The organism is Pseudomonas sp. AC463, from assembly GCF_979253585.1.
The window spans coordinates 1-283 of record NZ_CEEDDZ010000478.1 but is presented as its reverse complement, the minus strand read 5'-3'; the positions used below and the strand labels follow the sequence as shown (position 1 = coordinate 283).

The window sequence follows — 283 nt, the reverse complement described above, 5'->3', positions numbered from 1 at the left end:
GGCCTGGCCGCTGCGCCACGCGCCGTTGAGCTGCACGCTTTCGCCGGCAATCAACGCCTGTACGTTGAGGCCTTCGAGGCTGATGGGCAGTTCCGGCCCGGAGATTTCGCCGCCGATCAGGTTGACGGTGCCGTTGACCTGTGGCGCCAGCAACCCGCCGGAAATTCGCCCACTGCCGTTGAGCTTGCCGTTGAGTTTTTCCCCCATCGGCACCAACGGCCGCGCCACGGCGAGGTCGAGGCCGGTCAGGCTGAAATTGCCGGTGATCGGCTTGTTTTTCGGC

1 protein-coding gene is annotated in these 283 nt (G+C 65.4%); it reads right to left on the bottom strand.

Translation table 11 applies throughout. The features are described 5' to 3' along the window. The coding region (locus tag AC0IYH_RS31045; protein ID WP_471838030.1) for a hypothetical protein at positions 1 to 283 on the bottom strand (283 nt) is incomplete at both ends.